Origin of the sequence: Stutzerimonas stutzeri (assembly GCF_009789555.1) — a bacterium.
GTDB classification, from domain to species: domain Bacteria; phylum Pseudomonadota; class Gammaproteobacteria; order Pseudomonadales; family Pseudomonadaceae; genus Stutzerimonas; species Stutzerimonas stutzeri_R.
The window spans coordinates 3,098,452-3,122,238 of record NZ_CP046902.1; the positions used below are offsets into that span (position 1 = coordinate 3,098,452).

Annotated in this window: 21 protein-coding genes; 8 read left to right on the plus strand and 13 right to left on the minus strand. The window is 59.9% G+C overall.

Going from position 1 to position 23,787, the window contains the following annotated elements:
* Window positions 1–25: 25 nt before the first annotated feature.
* Entirely contained in the window at window positions 26–1,075 is a 1,050-nt protein-coding gene (locus GQA94_RS14285; protein ID WP_158188637.1) for an AraC family transcriptional regulator, read from the minus strand.
* Between the two features lie 318 nt (window positions 1,076–1,393).
* Here GQA94_RS14285 and GQA94_RS14290 point away from each other — a divergent pair, with 318 nt between their 5' ends.
* From GQA94_RS14290 to GQA94_RS14305, 4 genes are all read left to right on the plus strand, one after another.
* On the plus strand, window positions 1,394–1,807 hold the full coding sequence (locus GQA94_RS14290; RefSeq protein ID WP_158188638.1) for an ester cyclase: 414 nt from the start codon (window positions 1,394–1,396) through the stop codon (window positions 1,805–1,807).
* Between the two features lie 104 nt (window positions 1,808–1,911).
* The gene (locus GQA94_RS14295) at window positions 1,912–3,315 is read left to right on the plus strand and encodes an aldehyde dehydrogenase family protein (RefSeq protein WP_158188639.1); all 1,404 of its coding nucleotides are present in this window, start codon (window positions 1,912–1,914) and stop codon (window positions 3,313–3,315) included.
* A 115-nt stretch (window positions 3,316–3,430) separates the two neighbouring features.
* Entirely contained in the window at window positions 3,431–4,225 is a 795-nt protein-coding gene (locus GQA94_RS14300) for an SDR family oxidoreductase (RefSeq protein ID WP_158188640.1), read from the plus strand.
* Window positions 4,226–4,305: 80 nt separating this feature from the next.
* On the plus strand, window positions 4,306–5,193 hold the full coding sequence (locus tag GQA94_RS14305; RefSeq protein ID WP_158188641.1) for an EthD domain-containing protein: 888 nt from the start codon (window positions 4,306–4,308) through the stop codon (window positions 5,191–5,193).
* Window positions 5,194–5,362: 169 nt separating this feature from the next.
* Here the strand turns inward: GQA94_RS14305 and mhpT are convergent, their stop codons facing one another.
* From mhpT to GQA94_RS14325, 4 genes are all read right to left on the minus strand, one after another.
* On the minus strand, window positions 5,363–6,559 hold the full coding sequence (gene mhpT / locus GQA94_RS14310; RefSeq protein ID WP_158188642.1) for a 3-(3-hydroxy-phenyl)propionate transporter MhpT: 1,197 nt from the start codon (window positions 6,557–6,559) through the stop codon (window positions 5,363–5,365).
* Window positions 6,560–6,697: 138 nt separating this feature from the next.
* Entirely contained in the window at window positions 6,698–7,039 is a 342-nt protein-coding gene (locus GQA94_RS14315; RefSeq protein ID WP_158188643.1) for a Rieske (2Fe-2S) protein, read from the minus strand.
* A 69-nt stretch (window positions 7,040–7,108) separates the two neighbouring features.
* Window positions 7,109–8,155 carry an aldo/keto reductase gene (locus tag GQA94_RS14320; protein WP_158188644.1) on the minus strand — a complete coding sequence of 349 codons (1,047 nt, stop codon included), beginning with the start codon at window positions 8,153–8,155 and terminating at the stop codon, window positions 7,109–7,111.
* A gap of 19 nt (window positions 8,156–8,174) precedes the next feature.
* A complete protein-coding gene (locus GQA94_RS14325) occupies window positions 8,175–8,840 on the minus strand; it encodes a hypothetical protein (RefSeq protein ID WP_158188645.1) in 666 nt (221 codons plus the stop codon).
* Window positions 8,841–9,220: 380 nt separating this feature from the next.
* On the opposite strand from GQA94_RS14325, the gene GQA94_RS14330 reads away from it, so the two are divergent.
* From GQA94_RS14330 to GQA94_RS14345, 4 genes are all read left to right on the plus strand, one after another.
* Window positions 9,221–10,462, plus strand: coding sequence for a cytochrome P450 (locus tag GQA94_RS14330; protein WP_158188646.1), 1,242 nt, complete (start codon window positions 9,221–9,223; stop codon window positions 10,460–10,462).
* A gap of 161 nt (window positions 10,463–10,623) precedes the next feature.
* A complete protein-coding gene (locus tag GQA94_RS14335) occupies window positions 10,624–11,841 on the plus strand; it encodes an alpha-hydroxy acid oxidase (protein WP_158188647.1) in 1,218 nt (405 codons plus the stop codon).
* Window positions 11,838–13,280 (plus strand): aldehyde dehydrogenase, encoded by a 1,443-nt coding sequence (gene aldA, locus GQA94_RS14340; protein WP_158188648.1) that lies wholly within the window; start codon window positions 11,838–11,840, stop codon window positions 13,278–13,280. Before GQA94_RS14335 ends, aldA begins: the two co-directional genes overlap by 4 nt.
* A gap of 184 nt (window positions 13,281–13,464) precedes the next feature.
* Window positions 13,465–15,606 (plus strand): molybdopterin-containing oxidoreductase family protein, encoded by a 2,142-nt coding sequence (locus GQA94_RS14345; RefSeq protein WP_233270166.1) that lies wholly within the window; start codon window positions 13,465–13,467, stop codon window positions 15,604–15,606.
* 54 nt (window positions 15,607–15,660) lie between these two features.
* On the opposite strand, the gene GQA94_RS14350 is transcribed toward GQA94_RS14345, so the two are convergent.
* From GQA94_RS14350 to GQA94_RS14385, 8 genes are all read right to left on the minus strand, one after another.
* A complete protein-coding gene (locus tag GQA94_RS14350; RefSeq protein WP_158188650.1) occupies window positions 15,661–16,098 on the minus strand; it encodes a nuclear transport factor 2 family protein in 438 nt (145 codons plus the stop codon).
* 13 nt (window positions 16,099–16,111) lie between these two features.
* Window positions 16,112–16,858, minus strand: a complete 747-nt coding sequence (locus GQA94_RS14355) for an SDR family NAD(P)-dependent oxidoreductase (RefSeq protein ID WP_158188651.1) — start codon at window positions 16,856–16,858, stop codon at window positions 16,112–16,114.
* Window positions 16,859–16,899: 41 nt separating this feature from the next.
* The gene (locus GQA94_RS14360) at window positions 16,900–17,160 is read right to left on the minus strand and encodes a cytochrome C oxidase subunit IV family protein (RefSeq protein ID WP_158188652.1); all 261 of its coding nucleotides are present in this window, start codon (window positions 17,158–17,160) and stop codon (window positions 16,900–16,902) included.
* A gap of 3 nt (window positions 17,161–17,163) precedes the next feature.
* Complete coding sequence (locus tag GQA94_RS14365; RefSeq protein WP_158188653.1) at window positions 17,164–17,748, minus strand: cytochrome c oxidase subunit 3; 585 nt, start codon at window positions 17,746–17,748, stop codon at window positions 17,164–17,166.
* Window positions 17,745–18,515: a hypothetical protein gene (locus GQA94_RS14370; protein ID WP_158188654.1), complete on the minus strand. Its 771-nt coding sequence runs from the start codon at window positions 18,513–18,515 to the stop codon at window positions 17,745–17,747. The genes GQA94_RS14365 and GQA94_RS14370 overlap by 4 nt, the downstream gene beginning before the upstream one ends.
* 134 nt (window positions 18,516–18,649) lie before the next feature.
* On the minus strand, window positions 18,650–21,106 hold the full coding sequence (locus GQA94_RS14375) for an efflux RND transporter permease subunit (protein ID WP_158188655.1): 2,457 nt from the start codon (window positions 21,104–21,106) through the stop codon (window positions 18,650–18,652).
* Window positions 21,107–21,149: 43 nt separating this feature from the next.
* A complete protein-coding gene (locus GQA94_RS14380) occupies window positions 21,150–22,025 on the minus strand; it encodes a WD40/YVTN/BNR-like repeat-containing protein (RefSeq protein WP_158188656.1) in 876 nt (291 codons plus the stop codon).
* A gap of 363 nt (window positions 22,026–22,388) precedes the next feature.
* Window positions 22,389–23,786 (minus strand): DUF1329 domain-containing protein, encoded by a 1,398-nt coding sequence (locus GQA94_RS14385; protein WP_158188657.1) that lies wholly within the window; start codon window positions 23,784–23,786, stop codon window positions 22,389–22,391.
* Window position 23,787: the final 1 nt, after the last annotated feature.

Here is a 23,787-nt window from a genome sequence, read left to right on the forward strand (position 1 = left end):
CGGTGAAGGCCTATGTCCCGCTCGACTACCCTATCGTCGTCACAGCTACTGGCAGCGCCTGCATTGTGCTGGTGGGCCTTGGCATAGCGCACTGCTGCGCAAGACTCGGCCGGCGGCCCGTCCAACGCTTAAAGGCGCGCGAAAAGGTGCTGGCATCGGAAAATCCGAGCATGAAGGAAACGGTCTGTATGGTGATATCCGACCGCTTCAAATACTCATAAGCTAGCTCTTCACGCAGACGGTCCAGCACCTCCTGAAATGTGGTGCCTTCGTCTTTGAGGCGACGCAGCAACGTCCGCTCGGTCATGTGCATCAGCTCGGCCGTCCCGCGTCTGGAGATTTCACCCTCGGCGAACTGCTTCAGCAGGCAGTCACGTACCTTTTTGGAAAAACGCTCTGACAGCTGCGCCATCTGCGTGATTGCTATGCCGTCGAGCAAAGACGCCAGCTGCTCGTCAGCGGAGAGCACCGGGCGATCTATATCAGCATGATCGAAGACGATGCAGTCTTCATCCTGCTCGAAATAGATTGGACACTTTAACAAACGTGAATATTCGCTGATGTCAGTTGGCCGTTGATGCTTGAAATGTACCTCGAGCGGAATGATCTGTTCGCCAGCGATCCAGCTGGCGAAACAGGCCAGGCCAGCCACAACGGTATCGATGGTGTGAAAGATCGGCGGCGCACCACCAGTATCGAAATTGAAGCTGAGGCTCAGTTGCTCGGGCGTTTCCGAAATCGTCACGGTGGCAGAGTTGGAAATCAGCTTCGCATATCGAGCGAAACGGTGCAGCGCATCACCGAGCGTGGCGCTGCAACTCATGGCATAGCCGACAACGTTGAAGGTGGAGGGACGAATATGCTCGGCGACTTTCAGGCCGAAGTGCGGTTCCGCCGTTTCCTGAACTGCGGCACGCCATAGTCGACTGACCATTTCCTGGGAGTAGCGGCTGTTACCCGATTTGAGGCCGGCCGGGTCCATGCCAACGCTATGGAATACGCGCTCGTGAGGTACACCAACCGCATCCAGTGTGCGAGCGATGGCCAACACCCAGCTGGAAAGTCCAGATTTCATCTTACCTCCTCGAGCACCTAGGCCTATCGCGCCAGGGCGGCTATGTTATTTTTGTCTCCTGAATTAGACACACAAAAATCAACCTGTCAATTCTATATACCGAAAGCAACGTACCAGAGCCTTCGCGTGCAATTTCGCCGAATTCGAGTCTGGGCGCCGACACTTAAACCCCCTAGCCACAATGTCACGTATAGCCTACCACTGACCCAAGACGCCATCGCCCAACCGCCCCCCAAGAGCTACCGTCATTCTCGCTAGAACGCCGGAGTGGGCGTCGCCCTCCTCTCCAACAACAATTCCAACGCCAGGAGAAGCACAATGAACTTGCAATGGTCCCAGTACTGGATCGGGCTTTTCGCTAACAACACAGACGAACTGATGTCGCTCTATTCCGACAAGATTCAGTTCGAAGACGTTAACTTTGGTATCCAGATCAACGGTGATCTCGCCGCTCTGCGTCGGTTCTTCACCGGCTTCGTGATCGCCGATCCGAGCCAGTCGTACAACCGCTTCGACGTGTTCGACTACGTCGGTGATGACACGCTCGGCTCGTTCCAGTGGACCTGGGAAACCAAGCATGCAGGTGACTTCCTTGGCGTACCCGCTGCCGGCAAAGTGACCAAGACACGTGGCGTCACGGTGATGGGCTGGGATAACGGCAAGATCGTTCTCGAGCGTAGCATCTGGGATGCCGTGCCGGTCCTGCAGCAGCTGGGCGCCATCCCCTCTTGAGCCCGCCTCCCAGCCGGACGTCCGTATCGGCTGGCCGGACTACGCCCATACCCTAAGAGCGCGCTTGCCGCGATCAGGCGGCATGCGAGTACTGAGAGAAGCCCATGTTTAGCATGCTGATTGACGGTCGCCTGACCGAAACCGATGCCCGCCTGAAGGTCATCAATCCTTCCGACGAAACCGTCGCCGCCGAAGTCTCCGACGCGGACAGGACCATAGTGGACAGTGCCGTCCAGGCCGCGAAGCAAGCGTATGCCAGTTGGCGCAATACTGCGGTTGACGAGCGCCAGGCTCTGTTGCGCAAGCTGTCCGCCGTGCTGCAGGAAAACGCCGACGAACTTGCCGAGCTGCTGGTCCGGGAACAGGGTCGGCCGTTGCCGCTGGCCCATTTCGAAGTCGGCCTGGCGCAACGCTATCTCGATTTCTACGCCGAACAGTCGCTGGACGTGGAAATCCTCGTCGACGACACCAATAGCCGTGTCGAGCTGCATCGCAAGTCGCTCGGTGTGGTGGCGGCCATCTCGCCCTGGAATGCACCGCTATACCTTTCTCTAAGCAAGGTCGCACCGGCGTTGCTGGCAGGCAACAGCGTGGTGCTGAAGCCGCCGCAGACCTCGCCGCTGGCCGTGCTGCGCTTCGGCGAACTGGTCAAGGACATCGTCCCCGCAGGGTTGTTGAACATCATCTGCGGCGGCAATGATGCCGGCGCGGCAATGGTCGACCATCCGGACGTGGCCAAGGTCTCGTTCACCGGTTCGACCGAGACCGGGAAGGTGATCATGCGTGAGGCGTCTTCTTCACTCAAACGCCTGACCTTGGAGCTGGGCGGCAACGATGCGGCCATCGTGCTGCCGGACGTCGACCCGAAGGCCATCGCTCCGGCCCTGTTCGGCACGGCTTTTTTCAACAGTGGCCAGGTCTGCGCAATCATCAAGCGCCTCTACGTACACGACGACATCTACGATGCTGTCTGCGAGGAACTGGCAGCGCTGGCCAATGGCGCGGCGGTTGGCGACGATGCGCAGAGCCAATTCGGCCCGATCCAGAACAAGGCGCAACTGGACAAGGTGCTGGGCTACCTCGACGAAGCGCACCGCAGCGGACGCGTTATAGCCGGAGGAAAGCGCATCGAGCGCCCCGGCTATTTCGTGCAACTAACCGTGGTGCGCGACATCGAAGATGGCACGCCGCTGGTGGACGAGGAGCCGTTCGGGCCGATCCTGCCGGTGGTGCGTTTTTCCAGCATCGACGATGTGGTGGCCAAGGCCAATGCTTCCACCCTGGGCCTCGGCGCCTCGGTATGGTCGAAGGATCTGGTCGTGGCCAGCGATATCGCCAGCCGCATCGACAGCGGCACTGTGTGGATCAACCAGCACTGCGCCCTCGATCCGGCCATCCCCTTCCCCACTCGCAAGCAGTCCGGCATCGGCGTCGAGTCCGGGCGCGAAGGGCTGCTGGAATACACCGCCGTGCAGGTGGTGAACATCAACAAGGCCTCCGCCGTGTAACCCCCTTCCGGCGATACGAGACGTTTCGGACCTCATCGGGCTGCGCGTCTCGAATCGAATGGCAAGTGGAATGACTGCGGCGGCGGATTGGCAAACACGACTCGGATAACAATAAATGCCATCGACCATCTATGAAGAACTGTTCTCCCTGGCCGGCAAGACCGCATTGGTCACCGGCGGCGCCAAGGGGGTCGGCGCGCTGATTACCCGCACGCTGGTGCGCGCCGGTTGCACGGTGTTCGTCACCGGCCGTTCGCGCGAAGCCGGCGAACATCTGACCGACGAACTGGCAGCGCACGGCAGTTGCATCTTTCTCCAACACGACCTGTCCTCGGCCGAGGAGATCGAGGCGCTGGCCAGAGATCTGGGCGAGCGCGCCGACGCCCTCCACATCCTGGTCAACAACGCCGGCACCTTTGGCGGCGCGCCGATCGGCAGCGTCAGCAGCCGAAGCTGGGACGAGCTGATGGGCTTGAACCTGCGCGCGCCCTTCCTGTTGATTCAGGAGCTGCTGCCGCTGCTAGAGGCGCAGGCCAGTAACGACGACCCCGCGCGCATCATCAATATCGGCTCGATCGGCGGAATCATGCCGCAAAGCAACGGCGCCTATGCCTATGGCTGCAGCAAGGCCGCCTTGCACCAACTGACGCGCATGCTGGCTTCCGACCTGCGCAGCCGCAACGTCAATGTCAACGCCATCGCGCCCGGCTACTTCCCCAGTGACATGACCGCTGGCTTCTTCGAGGCGGTGCCCGACCTCGAGCGGACGATGCTGGAGAAGATTCCCGCCAGGCGCTTCGGCAGCCAGGAAGATATTGGCGGCATGCTGATCTTCCTCGCCTCGCGGGCGGGCGCCTACCTGACCGGCAGCATCACCGCGCTCGACGGCGGTTTCCTCAGCGCGCCCTGAGCCGGATTCAGTCAAAAGGACGAGCGGTGCCGGCCGATCCCGGGGCTGCTGCTCATCTCGCTCATCCCAAGGAAACAAGCATGGCATCGGTGACCACCATCGCCCTTCTGAGCAAGAAGGAAAACATGTCCACCCAGCTGTTCTCGCGCTATTGGCGCGATATCCATGGTGTGCTTGCCGCACGGATTCCCGGCTTCGAGTCCTACGTGCAGTTCCACCTCGGCACCAGCGTGCGCAACCTGCCGCTGCCCAAGGACGTGGTGTCCACCGCATCATCCCGCACGCGCTTCCATGGCATCGCCGAAGTGACCTTCGCCGATGAGGTGGCCCGGGCGGGCCTGGCATCGAGCGAGGTCGCCGCGCTGATCCAGCAGGACGAGCGCAACCTGTTCAAGACCTCACTGCTCTACAATCTCGCTGCCGGCGCCAGCCGCACCTACATAGAACGAAGCCGTAAGGGCCCGGGGGTATCCGGCGATGGCAAGAGCGAAAGTCTGTTCATGCTGCTCGGCCGACGCTCCGGCTTCGGCGGCGACTTGACACCGCTGATCGAGCAGAGCCTGTTGCCAGCACTGTCACGCAATCCCTGCGTCAGCAAGTTGCGTATCCATGCGTTGGCATCCGGCGATCCACACTTATGGAGCACGCCCGATGTGGATAACCAGCAGAGCACAGCGAATGCCTTCGACGCGGTGATCCAAATCGAGGGTATCGGTACCCTGGAAACCCTGGAGACGCTGCGCCAGGCGTGTGAAACCGCATCACGCCAAGGGTTGTTCGAAGCCGTGGGCAAGCTGCAGCTGTATCGCACCGCTGCTTGTCATCCGATGGTCAGGGATAAGCTGCCGACTCAGTTGGGCCTGCGCGGCCTGGATGCCCTACAGACCATCGTCGCCGCTGGCGCCGATAACCAATTGCAGGAAGCGATATTGCGTTGCCTTTACGGAACGGATGCAGCACCGCTTTGAAAACCTTCGTCAATGGTTTGTGGATAAATCAGCAGGCAACAAAGGTGAGTGTCCGGCCGAGGATCCGTATACCGCAGGACGTCGCATACGCACCGGATGTCGTCACTGAGGATGCCAGGACGGCGAAAGCGTTTGGATCTGGCCAAGTTCGTCGCGGCGAAGCACGGGATCAAATTTCAGAAGCACGGTAATAGCGTTTGGACAGGTATAGCAGCGACCCAGCGGCGATGACGATGGCCGGAGCGCAGGCGAGCATGACGCTGGCGGTTCCCCCGCCTCCCATGGCGAGAAATTGACCGATGATGACAGGACCGCTCATGGCACCCAATCGCCCGACCGATATAGCGCCGCTTACGCCAGTGACACGGATACTCATCGGATAAAAGAGGGGCGCTAATGCGAAAAGCACGCCTTGACCGCCCACTGTAAACATACCCGCGATAAAGGATGCCCAGAGTATCGAACTCATGGAGTCCGAATAATACAAGCCGGTCAAAGCCAGCAAAATCCCCGAATAGACGATTGCAGGCACTACCCATAGCGGAGCACGGTCGAGAATATTTCCGATCATGACCGTTCCAACTGCCGAACCCATGTGCATGATCATAACCACATAGTTCATTTCCTTGCTGCTCAACCCTTGAGCGATCAGCAGACTCGGCATCCAGTTGACCAGGATATAAGCGACCATCATGGTAAAAAAGAAACCTGACCACAGGAGCAAGGTGTCTTTCCACTTCGAGTCGTTGAACAAGACTTTAATTGGCGGTTTCGTTTTGCCTGAGGATGCTGCGTTGACTCGGGACTTCGGCAACAGCCAAATGATGAATGGGACTAATAGCAGGGGCCCCACACCTCCTACATAAAACAGAAACTTCCAACTTTCGCTTAATTGGGCAACCCCAAGCAGAGCGGCCGTGACGGCGCCGATGGGTACTCCACAATACATGGCACTCACGGCGGCCCCTTTGCGGGAAGGCCCTACCGCATCAGAGGACAAGGCGATGAGATTGGGTAACGCAGCCCCCAGTCCGATGCCGGTCATAAACCGTGCGGCAAGTAAGCCGTAATAGCTCTCGCATAACGCAGTTATAATCGAAGATACGGAAAATATGATAACGGCGACAACGAGCACGCGTTTTCTGCCGTAATTATCCGAAACGCGCCCTCCCACTATGGCAGCCGGCAGCATGGCCAATAAACCGATGCTGAAAAACCAGCCAATTTGAAATCTATTCAATTCAAACGCGGCCGATATGCCCTGTGCAGCCAAGCCCGGCGCCTGCAAATCGAAACCCTCGGCGACTGCTATCAAGAAGCACAATATAATCGTGGTTATCGATGTTTTACTGTCGGTATTATTCATGTCTTGCGCCTTTATGGAACGGATACGGCGCCGCTTTAAAACCTTCGTCAATGGCCTTTCGATAAATCAGCGGGCAAAAAAAGTGGGCATCCGGCCAGGGAATCTGGATGCCCACAAAGCTCCAACGAATCGCTCAGCTCACACCCGCACGAGGATATCGTCCCCTTCGACCTTCACCTCGTAGCGCTCCAGGCACAGGCCGGGGTCTTCATCGCACTGGCCGGATTCAAGGTTGAATGTCCAGCCGTGCCAAGGGCAGGTCAATACGCCATCCTCCACTTCGCCTTCATGCAGCGGCCCCTGGGCGTGGGGGCAGATACCACTGGTGGCGACGAAACCGCCGTCCGCCGCGAATACCGCGACTTCCTTGCCATCCACCACTGCGCCAAGCGGCTCGCCACTCAGCAAGGCGGCCACCGAGCCGATACGCTGAAAGGTCCCGCTGGTGGCGATCAATTCGGCGCTCTCCAAAGTACTCATGAAAAAAATCTCCTCATCATCTTTTGTTCTTGTGCGGCGGCTGGCGAGGCGCCGGGCCGCCCATTCAGCTCAGCGGCGCGACGGGAAATGCGGTATGTCCATCTGCTCGAACATGCCGCCGTAACCCAGGGACATGGGCATGTCCCAATCGAGCATGTTGTACGGGTGACCAACATCGAAGGCGCTGGCCGCATCCAGCTCCGCCAGCGTTGCCGCGTCCAACACCAGCCCGCTCGCCGCGAGGTTCTCGCGCATCTGCTGTGGCCGGGTGGCGCCGACGATGGGGATGACCCCGCGCGACATCACCCAGGCCAACGCCACCTGCGAGGGCGGCACCTCCAGCCGGTCGGCCACCGCGTCCACCGCCAGGGCGATGCCGCGGTTGCGTTCGTCCAGGGCTTGCAACTGCATGGAATCAAGGCGTTTCGGCCCATCGTCCTTCTGCTGTCGGGTGTACTTGCCGCTGAGGATGCCGCCGGCCATGGGCGACCAGGCAGTCACGCCAATACCGTAGGTGTCGGCCAGCGGCAGGTGCTCGCGCTCGATGGAGCGCTGCACTAGGCTGTACTCCAGTTGCATGCAGGCAATCGGCGACAGGCCGCGCAATTCGTGAAACGCCTGCGCGCGTGACACCACCCAGGCCGGTACGTCGGACAGGCCGATGTGCAGAATCTTGCCGGCGCGGATCGCATCGTCCAGTGCCCGGTGCACCTCTTCCACCGGCGTGGTGAAGTCCCACCAGTGCACGATGTACAGGTCGATGTAATCCATCCCGAGGCGCTTGAGGCTGGCATCCAGCGATTGCGTCAGGCTCTTGCGGTGCATGCCCGCGGCGTTGGGGTCGCCCTTGCCGGGAATGGCGTTGGCGTATTTGGTCGAGACCACGAAACGCTCGCGGTCGTCGGCTACCAGGCGGCCAACGATCTTCTCGCTTTCGCCGCCGGTGTACATGTTGGCGGTGTCGATGAAATTGCCACCGCCCTCGACGTAGGCGTCGAACACCGCCCGCGCCTCGGCCTCGGAGCGCGACCAGTCGGCGCCAGGGCCGAAGGTCATGGTGCCCAGGCACATCTGTGAAACCCGCAGCCCGCTACGCCCCAGAATCGAGTAGCGCATAGTCATTCCTCCCGAGGACTCAGAGCTGGTCCAACGACGGAATCAGGCCGAGCTGCATGGCGAATTCACGGAAGTTCCAGTGGGTACGGCAGCGAACGATCTTGCCGTTACGGTAGAACTGGGTGGAGGTGCCGCGGGTGACGGTGGTCTTGCCGGCCGCCGGCACGCCGAAGATGTCGCCATTGTGCTGGGCACGCCAGATCCACTGCATGTAGCCCCACTCGTCGTACTCCAAATGAGCGCCTTCGGTAATGCCATTGACCAGGCGATGATATTCGGCAGGGTCCCAGTCCTTCGCCACGCCTTCCCGACGTAGGGTGGCGCGCTGCAGCGGCACCTTGCAGCCGTCATAGCTGATCAGATCGAACTCATGAACGCCGTGGGGAGAGTCGGGACCGGCGTCATCGAACACCGAGAAAAAGTTGAACAGCTCGCCCTTGTCGGTGATGGTCAGCTCGAACTCGATGTCTTCCCAAACGAACTCGTCGGCATACATATCCACCACGCTCTGTGCACCGTTTTTGAAGAAACCGGTCAGCCACTCATCACCCGTGGCGAAATTCTTGACGCCAGTGCCTCCGGCCAGCGGCACCGCAGCCTCGATGCTCGGGGCCAGCAGATGACGTTGTTCACGCCTGGACTCACTCAGAATTTTTTGCAGTTTGCTGGTATAGATACCGTACATGGGGATAGCTCCATCCAATAATTGTTATGTGTGATGAACCACGTTTTCAGTTACGAGCCGGCCGCTGCCACCGCCCGTTGGCGACGCTGCGAACGAATCCAGGCACAGCTTTTATAAATCAGCCATGCCCAAGCGGCTGTTACTTTTGCGGCCAGCCCTGAGCGGTTCGTGACAATCGTTGGGCGATGCGAATCCTTCCGAACCTTGGGCGGGCATATTCAGCGATTGGCACAGCCAGAGCCGCCGTGTCACGTTTGGCCATTGAGGGGCGTCGTCACAAGCGGATAGCGTGGTCTCACTCGAACCGCCTTAGGTTCGTACACGCATCGACCGTCGACTGGCTCGGCGAATAAAAATAAAAGCGCAACGTTGGAGGCGTTATGAATCAGCTTCAAGCAGCTACCCCTGGAGAGGTTGCTAACAAGACCTATGACCCCCTTGACCTTGAGGTCAAGCAGAACCCGTACCCCTTCTATGACCTGCTGCGCCGCGATGAGCCGGTGAAATGGCTGGAAGGCATGCAAGCCTTCGCCGTGGCCAGCTACCAGGACGTCGATGCGCTGCTGAAGAACGGCAAACTCTACAGCTCCGCGCAATTCTGGCCGGCCCTGCTCGGCGAATATGATCCGGTGCCGGAAGTGCCGCCGATGATTTCCATGGACCCGCCGGATCACATGCATCTGCGCAAGATCGCCAACAAGGCATTCACTCCCTCCAAGGTCGCCGGTCTGCAGCAACGCGCCACGGATATCGCCAATCAGTTGGTTGATGACATCGTCGCCAAGTATGGCCAAGAAGGCGAATGCGACTGGGTATGGGATTTCACCGCGCTGTATCCGGTCACGGTGATCGCCGAAGTGCTGGGCGTGCCAACCGAGCGTCGTGCCGAATTCAAAGTCTGGGTCGATGACACCCTGGCCGCCGCCAACCGTGCGGCCTATGACGGGCCACGCCTGGCGCAGATCGAAGAAAATTCGCGGCAGCTGCGCGCCTTCATGGAGGAGATTGTCGATCAGCGCACCGCCAACCTGGGCGATGACATCATCTCCACGCTCATTCAGGCGGAAGTCCAAGGCGAGAAACTGACGCGCCTGGAGGTGTTGTCGATGGCCGTACTGCTGCTGATCGGCGGCGTGGAGACCACGACCAACCTGCTCGGCAGCACCATGACATTGCTCAATCGCTATCCGGACGTGTATCAGCGCGTGCGCAATGACCCATCCCTTATTCCGGCCCTACTGGAAGAGGTGTTGCGCTTCGAGCCGCCGGTGCAGATGATCTTCCGCCATACCACCGAAGACACCGAACTGGGCGGCGTGGCGATTCCCAAGGGCTCGACCATCATGCCGCTGCTGGCTTCGGCCAACCGCGACGAAAGCAAGTTTCCCAATGGCGAGACGTTCGACATCGACCGCAAGAACACGGTGCCGATCATGTCTTTCGGCCAAGGCCCGCATTTTTGCCTTGGCAGCTACCTGAGCCGGATGGAAGCGGGCAAGGCGCTGGAAGTGGTGTTCAAGCGCTTCGAGACGCTGACGCCGATTTCCACTGACGTGCACTGGATCGACTCCTATTTCGCTCGGGGTCCCCACGACTTGCGGGTGCGCTACAAAGCCCGCTAGCTGCCTTTCAGAAACGCAGGCGAGGCAGCCGAGACAAGGAATGGCCGAAAAATCGCGGTTACCAGCGGTAAACGCGCATTTTCGCGGCCATTGCCCACCCGTTTTCGGCAACGCAGGTAGCGGCCTGCCCGGCCTCATCCTTTAGTAACAGGGGGAGGCCAATGAGCCGACTTGACGATTGTTTCAATCTCCATGATTTCGTGGAGGCGGCCCGCCGGCGACTGCCGGGGCCGTTGTTCCACTACATCGATGGAGGCGCGGACGATGAACTGACCAAACGCGCCAACTCGGAGGCGTTCGAACGCTACAGCCTGATGCCGCGTTACCTGCACGACATCCGCAAGGTGGATATGCGCAGGACGGTTTTCGGCTGCGAACTCGAATGGCCACTGCTGCTCGCACCCACCGGGATGACCCGCATATTCCATCCCGACGGTGAACTTGCCGTCGCGGCGGAAGCCGCCCGCGCCGGTGTGGCCTACTCGCTGTCAACCATGGCCACCACCAGCATCGAAGATATCGCGGCGTCGAGCACCGGCCCGAAGATCTACCAGCTCTACTTGCTCAACGATGACGCGCTCAACCTCGAGATGATCGACCGCTGCAAGGCGGCCGGCTTCGATGCGATCTGCCTGACCGTGGATACGGTGGTCGCCGGCAATCGTGAGAAGGACCTGCGCTACGGCTTGACCGTGCCGCCGCGTCTGGGTCGCAGAAACCTGCTGAGCTTCGCCCAGCGCCCGGCCTGGTGCCTCGGCTACTTGGCCGGTGGGGGGATAACCTTGCCGAATGTCCCGATGGCCGATGGCGGCGGCAACCTCGGTACGCTGGCGTCCTTCTTCGCCGCCAAGATGGAACAGAACATCACGTGGTCGCGGGTCGAGCGGTTGATGCAGCACTGGGGCAAACCCTTCGTCATCAAAGGTCTGCAAACGGTGGAAGATGCACGCCATGCGGCGGCGGCCGGTGTTAGCGGCATCATCGTCTCCAACCACGGCGGCCGCCAGCTCGACGGCGGCGCAGCGACCGTCGACCTGATTGGCGACATCGTCGATGCCGTGGGCGATCAGCTCGAAGTGGTGCTCGACGGCGGCGTGCGCCGCGGCAGCCATATCGTCAAGGCGCTGGCCATGGGTGCCCGGGCCTGCATGATCGGGCGGCCCTATCTCTATGGCCTATCAGCCTTCGGCCAGCCCGGCGTCGCCCGCGTGCTCGCCCTGCTGAAGCAGGAAACTCAGCGCACCCTCGGCCTGCTCGGCTGCGCCAGCGTGGATGAACTGGGTCGCCAGCACATCGTGGCCGCCGGCAAGCTGCCCGACTTCCTGACCGGCGTCACAGCCCACAACACCTCACCCACTTTGCTCCGGAGCGTGAAATGACTACCCCGAACTTCGCTTTCGAACATTTCGTCGACGGCCGTTTCATCGCCGCCACTGGCAACACCGTCGAGGTCTATAACCCGTCGACCGAAACCCGCATCGGCTCAATGCCCGATGGCGATGCCCAGTTGGTCGACCGCGCCGTCTCCGTTGCCCGCGCCACCCAGGATAAATGGGCGACGCTACCTGCCAACGAACGCGGGCAATACCTGCGGCGCATGGCCAAGGTTATACGGGAAAACCTGCCGCGCCTGGCGCAGGTCATCGCCATCGAGCAGGGCAAGGTCATGCCGCTGGCCGAGATGGAAGTGGCGCTCGCCGCCGAATACCTCGACTACACCGCCGAGTGGGCGCGGCGCATCGAGGGCGAGATCGTCAGCAGCGATCGGCCCGGTGAAAACATCCTGCTGTTCCGCCGGCCGATGGGTGTGGTGGCCGGCATCCTGCCGTGGAACTTCCCGCTGTTCATGGTCGTACGCAAGGTCGCCCCCGCCCTGCTCACCGGCAATACCGTGGTGATCAAGCCCAGCGAGGAAACGCCCTACAGCGCCTACGAGTTCGCCCGCATCGTCGCGCAGGTAGAGCTGCCCGCTGGCGTCTTCAACCTGCTTGGCGGCCTGGGCAATAGCGTCGGCCAGGCATTGGTCGTGCATCCGGAAGTGGACATGATCAGTTTCACCGGCAGCTCGGCCGCCGGCTCGGCGATCATGGCCAATGCCGCGCAGAACATCACCAAGGTCAACCTGGAACTGGGCGGCAAGGCGCCGGCGATCATCCTCGACGACGCCAATATCGACCTCGCCGTGGCAGCCATGAAAATGTCGAAGTCCATCAACAGCGGCCAGGCCTGCAACTGCACCGAACGCATTTACGTGCAGCGTGCAGTGCAGGCCGAATTCAGCGAAAAGCTGGCGGCAGCGTTCGACTCCATAAGCTTTGGCGACCCCAATGGCGCGAGCCCGGTAGAAATGGGTCCGGTGATCAACCGTGCCGCCGTCGAGCGCATCGGCCTGTTGATCGATGATGCGCGCAACAAGGGCGCGGAAATCCTCGCGGGCGGCAGCGGCGCGGAACGCGGCGAAGGTTGCTTCTTCAAGCCCACCGTGGTGTCTGGCACAAAGGCCGACATGCACATCCTGCAGCGGGAAGTTTTCGGCCCGGTGGTGATGGTCGATGCCATCGACGATCTGGACGAAGGCATCGCCCGCGCCAACGACAGCGAGTACGGCCTCAGCTCGTCGATTTTCACCAGCAGCCTCGCCAGTTCAATGCACGCCATCGCCTCGCTGAAATTTGGCGAGACCTACGTCAACCGCGAGAACTTCGAAGCCTTCCAGGGCTTCCATGCCGGCGTACGCCGCTCCGGCATCGGTGGCGCGGACGGCAAGCACGGCTTGTACGAATACACCCACACCCAACTGGCCTATATCCAGAGCTGAGGCAACCGGCATCCAGGGATGGATCCATGAGTGGCACGAACTGCAGGCAGCTGGCGCGCAGCGCTATTGCTGCCGGCAACGCCCAGGCACATCTTGACCGACACAATAAAAACGGTCGGAGAGATTGCTCATGGCGTTGCGCACCGAAAAAGCCTTTTGCCGAATCTGCCTAGGACATTGCGGCATGCAGCTGACTATCGACGAGGATGACCGCATCGTCGATATCCGAGGCGACAAGGACAACCCCATCACCCGCGGCTACGCCTGCTTCAAGGGCTTGCAGGCCGAAGAAGCGCATCACGGCGCATCACGCTTGCTGCATCCACTCAAACGCAACGCCGCCGGCGATTTCGAGCGCATTTCCTCAGAGCAGGCGCTGGACGAGATCGCCGCGCGCCTCGACACCCTGATCCAGCAACACGGGCCGGATGCCGTTGGCGTGTATTTCGGCAATGGCTCGATCTTCAACTCCACCGCCGTGACCATGCAGGCGCATTTTCTCGATGCCCTCGGCTCGCGCTCACGCTTCACCTCCTACACCATCGACCAGTCAGCCAAGACTCTGTCTTTCGAACGCCTAGGCGGCTGGGCGGGTGGAAATCTGCAATTGGACCAGTCCGACGTCGTGATGCTGATCGGCACCAATCCGCTGCTGTCCCATGGCCTGCTCGGCTTTCTCGCCTCCGACCCGACCAAGCGCCTGAAAGAAGCCAAGGCGCGTGGGCTCAAGCTGATCATCATCGACCCGCGCAAGACCGAGACCGCCCACCATGCCGACCTGCTGGTCCAGCCAATGCCTGGCCAGGATGCGGCGATCATTGCCGGGGTGATCCGCTTGATCCTCGACGAGGGCTGGGAAGACAAAGCCTTTTGCGCGCGCTATGTCGGCGCGGCATCCATGGCAGAGCTGCGGCTGGCGCTGGAGCCGTTCGACGAGCAATCGGTGGAACAGCGCGCCAGGCTGGCGTCAGGGGACCTGCGCAAGATCGCGGAGCTATTCGCCCGCGACTCGACCCAGGGCTGCGCCTACACCGGCACAGGCCCAAGCATGGCGCCTCATTCCAACCTGATGCAGCACATGGTCGACTGCCTGAATGTGGTCTGCGGCCGTTTCACCCGTCCCGGCGATCAAGTGCTCAGCGTCGACATGATGACGCCACCCAGAGAGTTTCGCGCCGAGGTCATCCCGCCATCCCGTGCGTCCTGGTTGGCGCCGCCCAGCCGTATTCGCGGCAGCAGCTCCATTGCCGGAGAAAAACCCACCGCAACCCTGGCCGACGAGATTCTCACGCCTGGGCCGGGCCAGGTGAAATGCCTGATTTCCTGCGGCGGCAACCTGGCCAACCTGATGCCCGATCAGCAGAAGATGGCGCGCGCCTTCGAGGCGCTCCACCTGCGCATTTCAATCGATCCGTACATGAGCAACAGCGCACGGCTGGCCGACTACATCATCCCGCCGACCATGCAATACGAACGCGCGGACCTGCCGGTCAGCGCCTACGGCTTCGCCTTCTTCCCGGAATCCTGGGTCGCCTACTCCCCTGCCCTGCTCAACCCGCCGAAGGATTCGGACCTGATCGAAGAGTGGTATTTCTTCTGGGCCCTGGCCAAGCGCCTGGGCAAGACCATCCGCTTCGGCGAGACCGAGCTGGACATGCGGGTGCCGCCAACCACCGACCAGTTGCTGGCGATGCGAGCCCAACATCCGCTGGCGCCGTTGGAAGAAATCAAAAAAACCCCGTCCGGCAAGGTCTTCCACGACGCCGGCAACATCGTCCTGCCGCCACGGCCGGAAGCCACCGCAACTTTCGACGTGATGCCCGAGGATGTCGCCCAGGAGCTGCACGAATTGGCGGCACAGGCATCGTCTGTACAGGGCCATGAAAGCAACGGCCAGCAATTCACCCATCTGCTGTCATCGCGGCGCATGCGCAATTTCTATAACACTATCGGAATGCACCTGCCGACCACGCGCAAGCGCAACCCCTACAACCCGGCGTACCTCAACCCCGAGGACATGGCGGCCTATGGCCTGGAGAACGGCAACCGCATCGAGATCGTCTCCGACCATGCGCGCATCACCGCCATCGTCGAAGCGGACGCGGCGGTGCGTACCGGTGTGGTGTCCATGGCGCATGCCTGGGGCGGGCTACCGGGGGAGAACGTCGATTTGGCAACCCACGGCGCCTCCACCAACATGCTGATCAGCACCGACCGCGACGTAGAACCAATCAACGCCATGCCGCGCATGTCGGCGATTCCGGTGAATATCGTGGTGATTGAGAAAAGCGCGACGCCCTCGGCGATTACCGGCATTCTGTCCTAAGGGTCAGCGTGGAAAAGGCGAGCATGGCGTCGATCGGATCGACGCCATGCCGGATCAAGCCCTGAGCTGCACCCCCACATCCCCCACCACGTGCTGAACGTGCAGCTCGCGATGGAGAATGCGCCAGCCCTCCTCCCGCCGCTCTAGGCGATCACGGTATTCGCCCCACAGGGTCATCGTCTGGCCAAGGTGCTTGCCGATACCTGCATGGGTCGCTTGGATGTAACAGCGGGCCTGAGCCTCGTCGCCCTGCACATTCACGCGGATATTGCCCAGCAGATGTTGGGTCGGGCCGCAGCGCTGCAGGAAATCCCGGACCACGTCGATGACTGCCTCTCGGCCATGGAATTGCCCTACCACGCCGTAATCCGCGCTCGCGTCCGTGGGGAATACGTCTTCCAGCGCGGACCAGTCGCGCTCGTCGAGGGCGGTGGTGTAGGCCATCAACACAGCCTCGATCTGCGCGCGATCGAGCAGGGTTTCCAGCGTCATTACGGCGGTCACTTCAGGTGGCCAGCGCCAGTTCGATGCCTTTGAGCGAGGTGCCCGTGCTCCAGCCACCGTCCACCGAAAGGATCTGCCCGGTGATGTAGCTGGCATCGTCGCTGGCGAGGAAATGCACCACCGCCGCCAGTTCTTCGGGCTGGCCGATGCGCCCGAGCAGCGCGAACACCGCGGCGTTCTTGCGCACCATGTCCGGCGCCTCGCTCATGGCCATGGGCGTCTCGATGATGCCGGGGGCAATGCAGTTGACGCGGATGCCGCGCGGGCCGTATTCGACGGCGGCGGTCTGAGTCAACGCCATGATCGCGCCCTTGGTGCCGGCGTATTCGCCCCACTGTGCGAAGCCGCGCACGGCGGTGATGGAGGAGAAATTGATGATCGAGCCGCCGGCCTTCATCCGCGCCGCCGCTTCCTTGATACCCATCTGCACACCCATCTGGTTGACCCGCCAGAAGCGCTCGGAGCGCTCCAGATCGGCATCGGCCAAAAGGTGACCGCTGGAGATCGCGGCGTTGTTGACGTAGATGTCCAGATGGCCGGTACGCTCCATCACCTCGTCGCAGATGGCGATGATGTCTTCGCCGTTGGAAACGTCGGTGCGGCGGAAATGGCAGCCATCTTCGGCCGTCTCGGTGACATCGGCGATCCATACCTCGGCGCCTGCCTTGCGCAGCCGTTGCGCGGTGGCCGCGCCGATACCCGAAGCGCCTCCAGTCACGATGGCGGTCTTGCCTGAAAGTTCGAACATGAATGCTCCTTGTTTGCCCCGAATGGCAACGAAATTGGATATCAAATAACGATGAAGCCCACTACGAATAAGGCCGTGACGGCTATCAGCCAGAACACGAACGGCCACTGCCAGCGACCCGGCGCCGAACCGAGCTCCATGAAACAGCCCATGACCAGCGCGACTTTGAGCGACGCGATCAGCAGCACGAGGGAGGTCGCCCAGGTCGGGTTGAAGGTCGCCTGGGTAATCCAGGTGCCAACCACGGAGGCCACCACCAAGAATAACCAGACACTGGAATAGGGAAGTTTGAAGAAGGCCATCACTCACCTCGCCATATAAAGCAGTGGGAAAAGCATGATCCAGAGCAGGTCGACCATGTGCCAGTAGACCGCAGCGGTTTCGAGGCCATGGACCTGACCGCGCCGATACAACCCGGCCTGATACCGCCGCGCCAGGCGAATCAACACGAGCAAGCCGACCAGCACATGCAGGAAATGAAAGAAGGTCAGGGAAAAATAAAACATGAAGAATTCATTGGTCAGGGGGGAAATACCGACCTGCAGCTTCTCGTAATACTCGAACAGCTTGATCAGGACGAATCCCACGCCTAAACCGGCACCCGCATACAGCAACCGGACTGCCCGCCTGGTTTGGCCCTCCCGCACCGCGGCAACGGCCATGGCCACGAACCATGAGCTGGTCAACAACACGAGCATGTTGATCAGTCCCAGGGGGACGTTGAGGCTCTCTTGCGAGGTGTTGAACAGCTCGACCCGTGATGACCGCTCCATCAGGTAGGACAAGAAGAAAACCGCGAAGAACGTCAGGTCCAGGATCACGAAGACCCAGATCCCGTTGAGCCCTGGCAGCACTCTTTCCTGCTTGCCGGCTTGCATGACCGTGCTCATGCCAGCACCTCCTTTTCAGGACGAACGTTTTCGTGAAAAATTTTTTCCTGGCGAACTTTATCGATGGCGCTAAACAGGTAGTAACACATGAAAACCATCCAGATAAAAAACGCGTTGAGCACCAGCCAGTAGGTCACCAGGCCATGCCACGCGAAGGGTCCATCCCGGAAGAACGGCATCAGGAACGCGGTCAGAAAGGTGCTGGCCGCCGCGAAGGAAAGCCAGCCCAGCCAGGTCGGGAAGAGCGGTTGGGGACGTCGATCCATTAATATGGCGCCGCCCACGGCGCACATCTGGATCAAGGTGACCATGATGGTCATGTCAAAAATGTGCCAACCCAAGTCCAGCAGCAGTTGAATGTCCTGGGGTGACCGGAGCTCAGTGCGAACGCTCGCAGTCAGCCACATCAGCGCGAAGGCTAGGGTGACGAATGCGGTGGCGATCCCTCCCACGTTCTCCAGGGGTGCGAGAAAGCCGTCAGGGCCTTCGATTTCGCGCATCACCGCCGAAATAGCCTGGCTCCATACGAAATAGAACGGCGCTACGAAGAGAGTGCCGACCATACCGATACGGATCTGAATATTGTTGCTGAGAAAGAATTCGACGACTTCATCCGCTGACCAATATTGCCGGGGCGCAGGGATGTTATTGCCGAGGATGCCCCAGAAGAAGATCAGCCCGACTAGATACAAGGGTCCGGCCCAGGCGCAGAGTTTCCAGATAAAGAATCGTATCCCGAGCATTTCCGGGCATTGCGGAGTGTGCATAGCATCATCCTCTTTTATTATTTCTTTTAGATAAAACCTGCCGCCAAGCAGCCTTGGCTCAACGCACTAACGCCGTATCGCATAACAAATTCCGCAACGTGACCGCCCGCACTCCGAGCGCGGGCGGTCGGGAGTCAGGCGGTGACCTTCAGCAGTTCAGATTTCCTGGTGTCATCAAGCTGAGTGCGGATAGGCAATGGTTGGTGCTGCTCCGTCGGCTTCGACTGGGGCAGTAGATAAGCCGCCAGGGCAGGCACCAGGATGAGCGCGCCGAGCATGTTCCACATGAACATGAACGCCAGCAGGATGCCCATATCGGCCTGGAACTTAATCGGCGACCAAGCCCAGGTAATTACTGCGGCCGACAACGTGATGCCAATGAGCGCAACCACCTTGCCAGTAGAGCCGAGGGCACCGACATAAGCGTCTTTCACGGATGCGCCTTGGCGCATGAACATCAGGTGGATAGTCAGCAGGTACAGCGAATAATCGACGCCGATACCGACACCCAGCGCGGTGACTGGCAAGGTCGCGACCTTGACCCCAATGCCCAGCACGACCATCAACGCCTCGCACAGGATGGTAGTCACCACCAGCGGCACGATTGCGACAATCACCGCACGCCAGCTACGGAAGGTGATATAGCAAAGCAGCACGACCGCAGCGTATACCCAGAACAGCATCGTGCGATTGGCTTTCTTCACCGCGATATTGGTTGCGGCTTCGATACCGGAAGTACCGGCTGCCAGCAGGAACTGCCGATCCTCGGTGTTGTGTTCTGCAGCGAAAGCTTCCACCGCCTCGACGACCTGGCTGAGTGTCTCAGCCTTATGGTCGGTGAGATAGGCAATGATCGGTGCCACAGAGCGGGAATTGTTGAACATCTCCGGCGCGAAGTCGGACACCACGTTCATCGCATCCTGCACCACGTAAGGGTCGCGATTGATGCTCTCCCACTTCAGCGATCCTTCGAAGCCGACCGTGGTGTACAGACGCGCAAGACTGGCCGCGGAAACCGTCGTCTGCACGCCGGGCAGATCGCGCAGCACCTGCTCGAGGCGGTCCATCTCCAGCAGCGTTTCGTAGCTGATCAGGCCCTGCGGCGGCGTTGCCACAATGACCGCGAACTGATCGCTGGATAGCTTGTAATGCTCAGTAACGTAAGCGTTGTCGAGGTTGTAGCTAGAGTTCGGTCGTAACTCCGGCGCGCCCGGATCAAGGTCACCAATTTGCAGGCCCAGTGCGACGTACCAGCCGCCGGCAGTAATCAAGGCGAACGTCAGGATGACCCAGCGCGCCCGAGACTTTTCGGCGAAGCCAGCGAAAAGCTCGATCAGCGGATGCTTACCGCTCATGCCACGCAAGCTATGGGCTGCGCCCGCGGCACCGACGCCGGTAAACGAGAGCAATACGGGCAATAGGAACAGGTTGGTGAAAATCAAAACTGCGACACCGATGCTGGCCGCCATCGCAAGACCGCGGATTACCGGGATATCGATAAACGCGAGTACAGCAAAGCCCACGGCGTCCGCCAGCAAAGCCGTCAGGCCGGCAAGAATCAAACGACGAAAGGTGTAGCGCGCAGCGACATACTTGTGTGTGCCGCGAGCGATGTCCTGCATCACGCCGTTCATCTTTTGCGCACCGTGCGACACGCCGATGGCAAAAACGAGGAACGGCACCAGGATCGAATAGGGATCGAGCGGTAACCCCAGCGCTTGCATTAGCCCAAGCTGCCATATAACAGCCACTGCCGAGCAGCTCGTCACCAGCAGCGTACTACGGATACAACGTGTGTAGATGAGGATGATGAGCGCAGCAATTACGGCCGCATACACAAAGAAAGTCAGAACCTGATTCAGGCCATGGATCAGGTCGCCTACCAGCTGAGCGAAGCCAATCACGCGAATCTCGACGCCTTCCTGCTCGTAGGCTTTCAATGCCTCCAGCTGATCGCGAAAATCCTTGTAGTCAAGCGGCTCGCCAGTATCTGGGTTGGTATCGAGCAATGGAACGAAGATCATGCTCGACTTTTGGTCGTTACCCACCAGCGCACCAGTGATCCCGGATCGCTTCACATTGAAACGCAGCCCGTTGATCTTTTCCTCGGAGCCATCGAACTTGTCCGGCATCACCGGACCACCCTCGTATCCTTCTGCAGAAATCTCGGTCCAGCGCACCGCTGGAGTCCACAGGGATTTCATGAACGACCGGTCGACCCCGGGAAGCAGGAATACCTCGTCGTTGATCTTGCGAAGCGTCTGCAGGTAGTCCGCCTCGTAGATATCCTCGCCTTTAGTGTTCACCACGACCACGCGCACCGAGTTGCCCAACCCGCCCAGCGAGCCTCGGTGATCCAGGTAGTTCTGAACGAACTCATGGGATTGCGGCATCATATCTTCGAAGCTCGCCTGTACTTCGAGGCGAGTCGACAGGAAACCGAGCATCAACGTTAAAAAAGCGCAGATCGTGATGAGTACGATGCGATTGTTAAAAATCAACCGCTCGGCCCTGCTACCGGATTTCCTATCGAAATCTTCGAGCCTGGTCGCGATCGGCATGCCGTCATCTGGACTGGTATAGATGGCCATCAGATCTGCACTTCCATAATCAGGTGAAATTTACGTGGAGCCGTCATTTTTCGAGCGGCTGCCTGCGCATACCTTCTAAACTGCTGATCAGCAGCTGGCCGTTGGCCAACGGCGTCACGCCAGTAAACCGGGACGGTCTGCGAGGTCTTTCAAGCGAAAGCGCGGAACTCATAGGATCGCCAATCAGCAGTTCACCGACCGCGGTGGTCAGCACATAGCGATCAGAGCCAGGCAGCTGACTTGCGTCAGTAACGCTGGCGTTGGTATCGGTCTCTAACCGAGTCCAGTTTTCGCCCCGGTCGAGGCTGCGATAGACGCTGCCTTCCAGCCCATAGGCGAGCAACATGTCGGCCGATCCGGCCAAGCCGAAAAAGCTTCCGCCGTAGCTCGTCTCGATCAGTTCAAAATGCTGCTCTGATCGGTCAAGCCTGAACAACGCCCCGCGCTCAGCAGCGATGTAGAGATCACCGGCGATGCTGCGGATACTGTTGAGATGAAGCTGCTCTTCATTTTCGATTCGCTCGAACCAAGGTTCCCAGTTACGTCCGCCATCGCTAGTGGCAATCAACAGGCCAAAAGCGCCGACTGCATATCCTCGCTGTTCGTCTTCGAACCACACGCTGAGCATCGGAAGCGACGGCCCGGTAACGTAGTTCGTTTCTACGCGCTCCAAACCCGTCTCGGCCTGCGCGTCGCCCTTCTGAATTCGAGCCTCGTAATAGCGAGTGAACAGCTCCTTGGCCTGCCGGCCATCCAATTGCTTTTCCCAAGTGGAGCCACCATCAGCACTGTGCAGAACTACGCCATCGTGCCCAACCGCCCAGCCGCTCTGGGCAGTGGGGAAGTGAACAGCGACCAGGTCGCTCTGTACCGGAACAGACGCTTGTTTCCAGTCTTCACCCTGCTTTTCCGACGTCATGACCACCCCTCGCGGGCCTACTGCAACCAGTCGGTCGCCAGCGCGAGCAACCGCATGTATCGGTCGATTTGCAACGTCGGGCACTACTACTGCTGGGATATCAAGCGGGTCTGTAAAGCTCGCCTGGACAGGCGTTAACCACACGCAGCAGATCAAAAATGATACCCAGGCCGCCGTACGTTTGGCTCGCTCACAGATGGCTATGAGCACACTTGAAACCGCCAAGCAATCAATAAAGCAAGCTTGCCCGTACTGGTCACCAGACCCGTCTGAACCTTTGTTTCGAATCCGCTTCATCTGGATTACCTACTTCATGACTGGAGCGTAGCGACGTTGGGGGCACGCGCCCCCGAGCCATGGCTGTCAGCGAACAGCCTTGCCTTGCAGCGCTTTAGGGTTGAGCGCCAGCCCACGCCCCTTATGGCTGTCATAACTGCGCACGTATGTCCCTGGGTCGGCACGACCCGAGTTGATGATGATGTAGTTGCCTTTACGCAGGTCCTGGAACATCCAGGTATCGCTGTTCATCCCGCCAACGTCCCAAGACGGAAAATTGTGAATCTGCGCAACACGCCAGATTTTGCCAGCGTCGTCAAAGGACTCCGTACCCACCAAGCACCAGCAGTCTTCCTCAACGTAAAAGTTACGCTTGCTATAAGCATGGCGGGCGTCAGCCTTGCGGTTGGCCTCGACCACCCACACCCTGCGCTTCTCGAACCGCACGTATTCCGGCTTAAGAAAGTCTTTTCCGAGCAATTCTTCGGAAGTCGCCTGGTTGGTCGTGCCGAACACGTTATACGGCACGATCATTTCTTTTTTGCCGACAAGTTTCATGTCGAAGCGGTCCATACGACCCACAAAGCCAAAAGGCTCGTCCCAGACGATTACACCGGCGTAGCTTCCCATTGGGGTGTCATAGGCAAATTCCGGTGCACGACGAACTCGACGCTGCCCTGGGGTGTAAAACCAGACCTTGGACGTGTCGGTAGCATCCGGCAGGTAGTAGTTGAGGAACTGAGTGCCCGCAGAAGTAGGGGGCGAGGTCAGGACCGACCAAAAGCCGAACATCGAATCGTTTGTTGCTTTACGCATTTCTCCAGTCTTCTCAGACCATGGATGCAGATAGGCACCGTAGATACCCGGCAGCTCGCTCCTGCTACCGGAGCTGTCCACCAACCAATTGTTACTTTCCTGTGTGGTGACCGCCGCTGCATAGCGGAAGAAGTGGTTCCACATCACTTCATAGCCGTTCTGCGGAATAGGGAACGGAATGCCCTGGTAAGGAAGACCGTCCTCGGCTGCGCCGATTACCTTATCGCCGGATACGTCACCCTCCAGCTTGGCTGTGGTGGCATTCTTTGCAGTGTTTTCAAGAAACCACTCTGGATATTCCATGGTCCGTCGGGTGGGATAGACATCGATACGATAGTCAGGGAAACGCTGCAGCATTGCCGTGGTGCCTTCGTTCAGCAGCTCGGCATGTTCCTGCATATTCGCTTGGGTGATCGAATAAAGCGGCTTCTCATCCGGGAAAGGATTGGGGTAATTGTTCTCGCCCACCTTGGGCGCGTTCTTCAGGCCGCCGTCATAGGCCGGAATCGAACCGTCGGCGCTGGCCTCGGGGTTAGCGCCGAACTTGGTCAGGCTCGTGCCTAGCGCCTGCGCCTCTGACTCAGCCACTGCGGCATAGCCGCTTTGCGCCGCTAGCAGCGTAATGGCCAGTGCCAATGCGGAACGATAGGTTTTCTTCAGATTTTTCATT